This window comes from Succinimonas amylolytica DSM 2873 (assembly GCF_000378405.1).
Lineage (GTDB): Bacteria > Pseudomonadota > Gammaproteobacteria > Enterobacterales > Succinivibrionaceae > Succinimonas > Succinimonas amylolytica.
This window is the reverse complement of the sequence record NZ_KB899639.1, coordinates 159,484-170,326: the sequence shown is the minus strand read 5'-3', so window position 1 is coordinate 170,326 and position 10,843 is coordinate 159,484. Positions and strand designations below refer to the sequence as shown.

The window sequence follows — 10,843 nt, the reverse complement described above, 5'->3', positions numbered from 1 at the left end:
TCTCCAGGAACGGACGTAATCATCGATCAAGATTCACCGGAAAAGGGAGTCATGAATTACCTCAAAAGCTGGTCACGACCTCACTAAATTTCCAGCTCACGTACAGAATACCTTTTAGGACCATCTCTGCCAGAGTCTTCAACAATAGTATTAACCGGTCTTTTAACCTTTCTGATTTCTTCAGGAACCTTCATAAAAACACCTCTTATATATAGTCCGTATTATATCATAAACGGACTAATAAAGACATAAAAAATGATAATTTTGCAAAGAAATCACTAACTTTTACGATAAAACAGGAGTTAAAAAGGCAGAATATTTCCAAAAAACAGGGGAAACAGATGAATTTTTGATATGATTTGAAAAGAAAAGACCTCAGAACAAGAAGCTTTCTATAGTCCTGAGGTTTGTGAAAGTTTTATACAATCTTGGTTTAGGAGTAACTCAGGATTATGCTCGTTCCCTTTCGTATAATGAAAAATCCTGTAACCTGGAAGATAAAAATGGCTGTGCAAATCTTGGTTATATGTACTCCGAAGGTCTTGGAGTTACTAAAGATAATGCGAAAGCTTTGGCCTATTCAGAGATAGCCTGTAATTTAGGTTCTTCATTAGGATGTTCTAATGCAGGCTTTTGCTACCTCAATGGAATTTCTGTGGAGAAGGATTTGAAAAGAGCTAATGAATATTTTTCTAAGGCCTGTGCCCTTGGTGATACTGAAAGCTGCACTGAAGTAAAGTGATAATGATGAGCAAAGTGGCACCATATCTAATTGCACTGCACTTTTGAATCCTATACCAAATTCATGGCTCATTATTATTGATAAGCCCACTTTTAACCAGGATAAACGGAATACCCCGAGGTTTCTTTACTTTCTGAGGGGCAATCATCCTGGGAAAACTGGCAGTGCTTTTTTTATAGTCCGTGAATCCCCTCGCTGAGCTGTCTGTGTTTCAGCTTCAGGATTTTGTATTTTCCTCCCCCGTTTTTATGTTACCTGCCGTCAGCATTTCCTGTAACTACCTCCTCTTAATTTTTGTCTGAGACTGCAGGCACTCGTCCGGAGGAAATAAAAAATGAGACGCCAGGGTGATAAAAGCTGATTTTAGCCGGAATCCGTTCGTGCACGCGGCCAGGCGCCACCTGCCAGAGCCCCAATTTCTGTTTACAGCCAGCAACAAGCCGGGCTGTCCCCAGATTTATGAACAGGCCCCGGATGTTCCAGAAACTCTGTCAACATCCCGGCCCGGCCTCCAGGAACTACTCCGCCCCGTCTGCACCAGCGGCTCAGCTACATAATCTCGTTCAGAATCTGCAGCGGATGCCGCACCACGGCATTTTCCATTTTCCTGACCTGCTCCCGGCAGGAAAAGCCGGTAACAAGACAGCGGTTTACCGGGTATTTTTTAAACACCGGAGCCCAGTTCTGGCGGTAAATAGCTTCGGATCTGGCAACATTGGCGGCCGTATGACCATATAACCCTGCCATGCCGCAGCAGCCCACCGGAATAGGAATCAGCTTCAGGGAAACCTGTCTGAAAATTCTGACCCAGTCATCATGGGTAGCCGGCTTCAGAGACTTCTGCGTGCAGTGGGCCAGCAGGTAGTACTCATTTTCATCACGGATCCGCGGGGTTAAAAGGCTGAGATTGTCCAGGAGCCATTCCTGCACCAGCTGAATCACAAAATCACCCCGGGCGGTTCCCAGAGTTTTGCGATACTCGTCCCGGTAGCAGAGCACAATAGCCGGATCCACCCCCACCATGGGAATGCCCAGCCGGTATACCCGGTTGTAGAAATCCGCACTTCTGGCTGCCGTGCCGGCAAACTCACGGAGATAGCCCCGGATATGGAGAGCCTTGCCGTTGGGCTTAAGCGGCAGCAGTACCGGAATTTTTCCGGTTTTGGCCACCAGGGATATCAGATCATGCACCAAAGTGGCATCATAGACCGTGGTAAAGGTATCCTGAACAATCAGTACCCGCTTTTCCTTTTCTGCCGGGGTTAGCTGCTCAAGACGTGCCAGATCAAAGTGTTCCAGGGGCTGCCCCTTTATAATCTCGCGGAGAGCGGGACTGCTCAGCACCGGGACATCTACAAAGCCCAAAACCTTCTTCACCATCATCTTCACCGGATTCAGGGCAGTCACAGCGTTAAACAGCGCCGGAGCCCGGGACATAAGAGGGGCGCTCTCCTCAAAATGCCGAACCATAAGATCTCCCGCGGGACGCAGGTATCTGGTGTAGTACAGATTGAAAAACCGGGAACGGAAATCCGGGACATCCACCTTTATGGGACACTGTGAGGCACAGGCCTTGCAGGCCAGACAGCAGTTCATAGCCTCCAGCACCTCATCGCTGAAATCATATCCCCTTTTAGCAATGGTGTTCCGGGTTTTGCGGGCCAGATCCAGCACCGAAAATCCGCGGCTTTCGGACAGTTTTTCCTCGAGAAGCGGATTTACTCCGGCCTCCTCAAGTTCCCGGAGCCACTCTCTCATAAGGCCGGCCCGGCCTTTAGGAGACTGTTTCCGGTCTCCCATGAACTTGTAGGTAGGACACATGGGGGAAGTAATGTCAAAGGAGAAGCAGGCGCCGTTACCATTGCAGCTCAGAGCCCGATTGAAGCTGTGTCTTACTCCTTTCGGGATCTGCCGGTCAAAGCTCCCCCGCTTGGCCGCATCCACAGAGACCAGTTCATCGGCATCATTGCCGTACGGGGTACAGATCTTTCCAGGATTAATCCTGTTGTCCGGATCAAACGCCCTCTTGACCTTTCTGAGTTCATCAAAAAGTCCCCCGTAATATTTCGGGCCGTACTCGCTCCGGTACCCCCGGCCGTGCTCGCCCCACATAATGCCGCCATATTTGGCAGTAAGCTCGACCACCTTGTCGGAAATGGTTCTGAGAACCACCTCCTGCTCCGGATCACAGAGATCCAGGGCAGGACGGACATGCAGTACCCCGGTATCCACATGGCCGAACATCCCGTAACGGAGATGATGACTGTCCAGAAGTGCCCGGAATTCCAGAATAAAGTCCGCCAGATGCTCCGGCGGCACCACCGTATCCTCCACAAAGGCCACCGGCTTGGCATCGCCCTCGGCGTTTCCCAGAAGCCCCACGGCCTTTTTGCGCATGGCGTAAATCGCCTGGATATCCTTGTTTTCAGTACAGATCTGGTAGCCGATGATTCCGCGGTCATTACCGTTCCGGAGATCCGCATCAAGAATTCTGACAAGCTCGTCCATCCGGGATTTTTCCAGAGCGGCATCGGTACCGGCAAACTCCACAATGTTGATGCCGTCCATGTTCTTGCCGGGCACTTCGGTCAGCAGATCCTGTACCTGATACCAGACAATATCCTTTTTGGCCATGCCAAACACAACGGAATCGACAGTTTCCACAGAAAGCACCCCGGCCTTAACCAGCACCGGAGCATGCCGGAGCGCAGAATCAAAGCTGTCATACTTGATGTTTACCAGCGCCCGGAATGAAGGCAGCGGTGTAAGATCCAGCGTGGCTCCGGTGATAAAACCCAGGGTGCCTTCGGCGCCGCAGATAATCCGGGAGATATCCAGAACTCCGGTATCGGGATCCCAGACATGCTTGAGATCATAGCCGGTAAGAAAACGGTTGAGATCCGGGAAGGTGCTGACAATTTCGGCGCGTTTTCCGGAAGCAATTTCATAAACTGTCCGGTAAATCTGCCCCTCCTGGGTGTTAAGCTCCATTTTAGCCCGGAGCGCCTCTCCTGACACCGGGCCGAAGGTAACCAGACTGCCATCCATAAGCACCACATCCACGTCCAGAATATGCCGGGAGGTTTTACCGTATTTCAGGGAGCCCTGCCCTGAGGCATCATTGGAAATCATCCCCCCAAACGTGGCCCGGTTCGAGGTGGAAAGATTCGGTGAAAAAAACAGTCCGTACTGCCTGATATCCTGGTTCAGACTGTCCTTGATCACTCCGGATTCCACGTGCACCGTGCGCTTTTCGGGATCCACCTTTCCCACTCCCCGCATATGCCGGGAAACGTCAATAATCACTCCTCCGGTGAGAGAACCGCCGTTGGTGCCGGTACCGCCTCCTCGGGGCGCAAACCTTATTTTCCGGAATTCCTCCCGGGACGCAATGCGAAGCGCCGTCTGAATGTCTTCCGGAGTTTTCGGAAAAATAATGCCGGCGGGCAGGAGCTGGTAAACACTGTTGTCGGTGGCTTCCGACAGTCTTGCGGCGTAGGAATACTCAACATCACCGGTAAACGAGGCATCGGCTGCCACTGCCTTGAAATAGCTGAGATACAAGGGATCCAGTGAATATTCCTTTGAGAGCTGCGGGATCATATGTGCTTCCTGTTTTTGAAAATCAGAGTCCGGCAAAGGAGAGATCTTCCGGAGAAAGAAGCGGCTCCCCAAACCTGAATATCAGGGCTGCAAGGCTGTCAGTCTTCCTTCGGAAATACTATGCGCGGCGTCAGAGATTTAAAAATTCTGTGATGTAGATTCTGTTTCAGAATTTAACACGTTTGCACTAAAAATCAACAGCAAAGAGAGCTGAAAAGAAAAGAAATTCATCCGGCATGTTTCAGAAAGCATGCCCGATCAGGGCGGACGAGAACGTCGCGGCAAAATTCTGATAACCGGGAACATCCTCAATTCCGATTTGAGGATAGTCCGCCGGCCGTTAACTGGGAACCTCTGCCGCATCCTGAGAGACCTAGCCAGCAGTGCCAGTAATGTGGCCTTCATAATGCACAGCCCTTCTTTATTTATAGAAAGGTTTTTCAGATATCTCAGCCGCGGCCAGGTTTACATTTTTTGACCACTCATAATTGTATGGATTACGGAACTTCCTGACAGGTACCGGAACGCTGTCATATTTTTTCAGCATACACCCTCTGTTCTCTCCGGGAAATCACCACCTCCCCCTCAAATAATAATCGTGTACCTAATCGCTCCTCCCTTTCGGAAAGCCGCTCTGCCACAATTGAACACGAAAGCATTTTCAGTTAGAATTCCACTATTATTCCCGTTTATTTTTCAGACAAAAAACATGCTCGAATCCACCAGTAACAGCTCCGGATCCGCCGCCGGACTGCCCCGCCCTGCCGGTCTTATCCGTATTGTTCTTATCGACTCCTACATCGGATCCCGGGAGAACCGCGTCTTCGAATTCGATTTCGAAAAGCATACCCAGATCAACGGAGCCAACGGTTCCGGAAAAACCAGTCTGCTCAAGCTTATTCCCCTTTTCTACGGACTGGTTCCCGGAAGAGTCACCAGCTCCAGCAACGTCAGAAAAAGCTTTTCCGGTTTTTACCTGCCGCGTTCCGACAGTGCTCTGGTGTTCGAATACCGTAATTCCCGCTCCGAAATCGTCCATGTGATGATGACCAATGCCGGAAACAGCCAGAACAGTAAAAGCCTGAACTACCGCTTTGTGAAAGGGCCGTTTCGGGTAGAGGATATCGTGGTTTACGATGAAAATCTGAAATGCTACCGGGCCCGGGAATGGCGGGAGTACCAGCAGATCCTGAAGGAACGCGGCATTCGTTCCGAACCACTGGTAACCACTGTAGATCAGTACCGTTCGGTGATTCAGAATATTTCCTTGGGAGCCAATAACAACCTGCGGTACGATTACAGCCTGAGCGGCGGGAACCGGCAGCTTCGCTACATTGAAAGCATCACCCACAGCCTCATCACCGGACATGTCAAGTTTGACAGCATCAAGCTTCTTCTGGGGGAAATCCTCCGGCAGGATCATCCGGGAGTGGCGCTGATTCTGGATCCCGCCAAGGTTCTGGAATGGTGCGCAGATATTGATGACTACCGGGCAGTGGATGAAAAAAGACAGACCCTGGAAAGCGCTTCTGTCCTGGGCGAAAAGATTTCCGGAGACAAAAAGGTCCTCCGGGAACAGGCCGGAATTCTAGCCTGGTATCACCACAGCTTCGAAAATGCCGTCAAAAAGCTGGAGCTGGACATCGCCAACGCCAGCACCAGACAGACTGAACTGAAACAGCTCTGGGAGGAAAAGGACAAGAAGCTCTCCCAGGAACAGAAGGATCATGAATCCGATCTCAACAGCATCCGGGAAAAAATCCGGAAAATCGAGGAAGAGCAGGCCGAATATGAAAAACAGGAAATGGCCGTCTGGCTCCGGGAGTACGACAATATCTCCGCTCTCAGGACCTCTCTTGAGGAGAACGAACGCAAGCTGGGGTCCGTAAAGGCTGTCTATAACGACATCAAAACAGAATTTGAAAACCGGAAACTGACCGCCAAAAGCAGGATTGATGACGAAAAATCCCGCATCCGGCAGGAGCTCACTACCGGAGAGCAGAAATTCCGGGATCAGCTTCATGAACTGGAGAAAAACCTGAAGGACAGTCTGGGCAGACTGGAGCTTAACAGACAGTCCCGTACCGCAGAGCTCCGGATTCAGGAAAACAATGTCCAGAACAGAATAGCAAACCTGGAACGGGAAAGATGCAATATCATTCCCCCGGACAATCTCCTCAGCAGCCGAAACGAAATTCAGGAGGAAATTAACAAAAGCAACCGTACTAATTCTGACCTGAACTCACAGCTCTACCGGCTGTGCCAGGATATTCAGAACCATGAAAAACGCCTGGCCTCCCTGGGAGCCGCCGCAGAAAAGAACGCCCGTATTCGGAAGGAAAGCGAGGAACGTATTAATGAAATCGACGTGCTTCTGAATCCTGATTCCGGCATTCTTACCGAATATCTGAACGAATACTGCCCGGAGTGGCAGAACGGCATCGGAAAAGTTATCCGGGAAGATCTCCTTTCCCGGAATGATCTCTCCCCGGAAATTATTCCCTCTGCGGAGGAGCGGCCGCACCGTATCGCCGTAGGGTCTCTGTCCCTGGATGTGAGAGACCTAAAATCGCCACAGAAAAACGATCAGGATCTCCGGACAGAAAAGCAGAATCTGATGACCGCAGTTAAAAACTGCATCCAGTTCCGGAATGAAAACGAAGAGGAGCAGAAAAAGACTCAGAAGGCCATGGAAGATGCTCTTTCTGAAAAATTCCGGCTGGAATCCCGGCTGATTTCCGAGGAATGCTTTGCAAATCTCCGGGATCGCCTCGGCATTCTGGACGGCAATATTGAAAGCTACCGCAAGGATCGGAATCTGGAGCTGACCAACGCCCTCACCGCTGCCAAAAAAGAGCTCGCCCAGATTCGCAGTTCTCTCCGGGACGTGGAAGAAGAGTACGAAAGAATGACTGCGAATACCAGAGACAACTACCTCCTGAACAGGAGCGATCTGGAAACAGCCCACGGAGAAACCGCCGGGGCTCTCAGCCAGAAAATCCAGGATCTGGAGGCCGAGCTTAGGAAAACCGTCTCCGAATACGAAGATATCATGAAGCAGAAGCTAGCCAATCAGAATGTGGACGCCAGGCTTATCGATCTTATTCAGAACGAGATCACTGCCAAAGAAAAGCGGATTTCGGAAATTCAAAGCCGCAGACAGGAGATTCTGACCTACCGGGACTGGCTGGAAAGCAGCTATGGAAAACTTCCGGAATACCGGCAGCAGGAAAGTGCCCTGGAGCCGGTTCTGCAGGACACGCTGAATCGCAGAGCGGATGCCAATAGAGAATATGATTCCGCCGCAAAGATCATTGAGAGGGAACTTGACGCCTTCAGAAAGGAGAAAGCCGCCTCCGACAAAAACGCCGGCAGTGCGGAAAAGCTTCTGGACGAGCTCGGGGATCTCAATATCCGGCCCCATCCCGACGCCATCGATCAGGAGGCGCCAGCGCGGATATACTCCGATGTGGTCACCACCTCCAGATTTGCTCTCGACAGCCTGAAAAGAAACCAGTCCGGGCTGAGAGAATGCATTAATACCATCTGCCGGATCATGGGCGGCATGACCTCCAAGATCAAGGACTACTGGGTCTCCTGTCTTAACGACGCCAGAAACCGGGCGCGGCTGGCCGGAATAGATATCAATGACGAGAAGAACCAGGAAAACGCTGAGAATTTCGCCTATCCCCTGGCCGCACAGGAGCTTCTGAACCACGGACTTCCCCAGCACCGGAAAAGCATTCTGGATCAGGCCCGGGATGTGCTTCACATGATTAAGCAGTACTATGATCAGATGCGGGACTTTGACGAAAGAATCCGTGGGTTCAGCCGCAGGATATCCAGAATCGTGTCCGACAATCTCCAGTTTGAGGCTTTCGAAGAGTTTTCCATTACCCTGGAGCCCCGCATAAAGAACATCGCCGGCTGGGAATTCATCGAGAATCTTTCCGGATTCTATCAGGAATGGCAGAACAATGGCCGGATCCAGTCCGAGCTCCCGAATGCCGAGGTCTCCGGAAAACTGCGGAGTCTGGCCAATCTTTTTATAAACGGCGAACTCAGAAACGACCTTAACGATCTGTTCAGCATCGTGTTCTCAGTAGTGGAAAACGGAAAGAAAAAAACAGCCGAAACCGAAAAGGAGCTGGAGGATGTCAGCTCCAACGGTCTCACTTTCCTGCTCCTGTGCGCCCTGTACATCAGTCTCATCCAGGAATCCCGCAGCGGCAGAAACATTGCCGTGCACTGGCCGGTAGACGAAATGAGCAAGCTTTCCGGCAAGAATATCAGGCTGCTTCTGGACGTAATGCAGCGCAACAAAATTGTCATGGTATCCGCCGCTCCGGATCTCAGCACCGGAGTAGCTTCGGAATTCAGCAGAATCTACCGCATAACCAGGGATCGGGTATATGTCAATCAGGATGCTCTGGATCCCGTGGGAGAAGCCATCAGAAAACGCATCAAATCCGAGGAGAACAGCAGATGATCAGAGATACCGCGGAAAGACTGCTTCGGGGAGAGTTTGTCTGCAGCACCTCCGCCCCCGAGGCCTACCGGGATCTTGAAGAACCGGAAACCCGTGCCAGGGTGGAGGCTATTCTGGCACCCCTGAACCGTAAAATATCGGTAACTGCCAACCGGGCCGCCTATTATGCCACCTGGATTAATCTGGATCTCGGCGAGGATCGGGCCTCTATAAGACGGGAATTTCAGAGCATTATGGAACAGCTCCGGCCGGTTCTGGAATTTATTCTGCTGGTAATGGATGCCAGTACCCGGGATCATCCCATGATGCCGGGTAGCCAGGTCACCGAAGCCGAGCTCACCGCCCGGGTACAGAACAACCAGTACCTGACCACCAGAGCCAAAAAAATCGGCACCCTGCTTAATAAAAGACCGCAGGTCGAGGTTCCGGAAATCATCAGAAACATTATCGACCGCATGGTAAAGTTCGAAATCCTGCGGGAAAACCTCCCCGGCACTCGGATTTTCACCTTTACCGGAAAGGTTGACTATATCTATGAGGTTCTGGAATTCATTGACGCTCACGAAAACATTCTGGCGGAGGAAGAGGCTGCCATGGAGCAGCAGAAGCAGGAACCTTTCGAGGAGGATCTCTTCAGCTCATGAAAAATTCCAGCTCCGGATCCCCGGAACGCAACGAAAACCGGGTAATCCGTTCCATTCTTGCAGACCTCAGCAACGGGGCCGATCTCATCATCGCCGCCTATAACGGCGAACTCTCGGCCGTATCCCAGGAAAACGCCGCCCTGTTCCAGGCACTGCAGAACCGCAACATTCTGATGGACACCGTTACCGGCTACTGGCTGAACCCCCACCTGAGCCGGCTTATCAACTATATTCTAAAAATTGATACCCGCAGCTATATCGACACCGATATCGCCGCCCGTCTTAAAAACATCGCCATTCTTTGCAACAGCTACATCGAGCATCTTAAATCACGAAATTCGGAGCAGGCGGATCGGGTGCTCACAGACCTCACGCAGCTCGTACATGAAATTGGCTTTGACGCCCAGATTGCCGTGGACGGACTCTCGCGGAAACTTCTTACGGAATTCGGATTTGTCCACAGTCTCCGGGATAAAATTGCAGAAAACGAAGCTGCCATTCAAAAGGCCTCGGATCTTGTGGATAACCTGACGGCCTATACCTACCAGGAGCTTAATCAGTATGTGATCAATGCGGATAATGACACCCGGCTCTACCGCATCCTGATAAGCGATCTCCTGACCTCCATCACCCGCTGCCAGAACGAACTCAATGCCATTATGGGACCGCTGCGCAACATGCTCTCCCGCTTCCGGCAGCAGGTAAGAAAAACCAGCCTTATCAAGGCCTACTGCGATCACTGCACCAAAAACAAAAACTACCATCCCGGCGACTACGTCTCACAGACAGTTCCTCCGGAAATATTCACCAGAGCCGCTCCCCTGGAGCTGGAAGGCCACGCTCTGGTGACCGATGATATGAATCTGGACACACTGGCCGAACTTGTCAAGAGCATCCGGACCAGACATCCGGATCTTGAAGAGATTCCCCTGGAGGATGAGGATACCGGCTTTACCAGCCCCCCGGAAACTGCTGAGGAAGAGCTGATCTATTCCGGCATTGAAGACGATGTCATTAATTTCTTTGTGTATGTGGTGGACGCCGGAGTACCGGTAAGCGCTCTGGAATACTACCACCGAAAATGCGCCACTCCGGAGGAATCCGGAATTCCCTGTTCTCCGGATCACTGGCTTTTTGCGGTAAGCTCCTACTATGACAACATGGACAGCGGGCATCAGGAATTCTACCGCTCCACTCCGGTGGGCCGCCTGATTCCCTCGTATACTGAAAAACTGCGCCGGCTCCGGGGAGACGAAAGCCCGGGAGCTGCCGTTATCGACACAGCGGACAGCGGCACAGAATTCCATTACGGCGACATGATTCTGGACGATATCATTATCGAAAGACATCTTGAGGAATAAGGAT

Annotated in this window: 5 protein-coding genes; 4 read left to right on the top strand and 1 reads right to left on the bottom strand. The window is 51.3% G+C overall.

Annotated features, from left to right (window positions below):
• Positions 1-409: 409 nt before the first annotated feature.
• Positions 410-742, top strand: a complete 333-nt coding sequence (locus tag F557_RS21950) for a tetratricopeptide repeat protein (protein WP_084761672.1) — start codon at positions 410-412, stop codon at positions 740-742.
• A 549-nt stretch (positions 743-1,291) separates the two neighbouring features.
• Here F557_RS21950 and ydiJ read toward each other — a convergent pair.
• The gene (ydiJ, locus tag F557_RS0114965) at positions 1,292-4,345 is read right to left on the bottom strand and encodes a D-2-hydroxyglutarate dehydrogenase YdiJ (protein ID WP_019003032.1); all 3,054 of its coding nucleotides are present in this window, start codon (positions 4,343-4,345) and stop codon (positions 1,292-1,294) included.
• A gap of 709 nt (positions 4,346-5,054) precedes the next feature.
• Between ydiJ and F557_RS0114950 the strand changes: the two genes are divergently transcribed.
• The 3 genes from F557_RS0114950 to F557_RS0114940 are packed head-to-tail and all read left to right on the top strand — an operon-like array spanning position 5,055 to position 10,839.
• Positions 5,055-8,834, top strand: a complete 3,780-nt coding sequence (locus F557_RS0114950; RefSeq protein WP_019003029.1) for an ATP-binding protein — start codon at positions 5,055-5,057, stop codon at positions 8,832-8,834.
• Positions 8,831-9,478 carry a condensin complex protein MksE gene (locus tag F557_RS0114945; RefSeq protein WP_019003028.1) on the top strand — a complete coding sequence of 216 codons (648 nt, stop codon included), beginning with the start codon at positions 8,831-8,833 and terminating at the stop codon, positions 9,476-9,478. Before F557_RS0114950 ends, F557_RS0114945 begins: the two co-directional genes overlap by 4 nt.
• Positions 9,475-10,839: a hypothetical protein gene (locus F557_RS0114940; RefSeq protein ID WP_019003027.1), complete on the top strand. Its 1,365-nt coding sequence runs from the start codon at positions 9,475-9,477 to the stop codon at positions 10,837-10,839. Before F557_RS0114945 ends, F557_RS0114940 begins: the two co-directional genes overlap by 4 nt.
• Positions 10,840-10,843 lie beyond the last annotated feature (4 nt).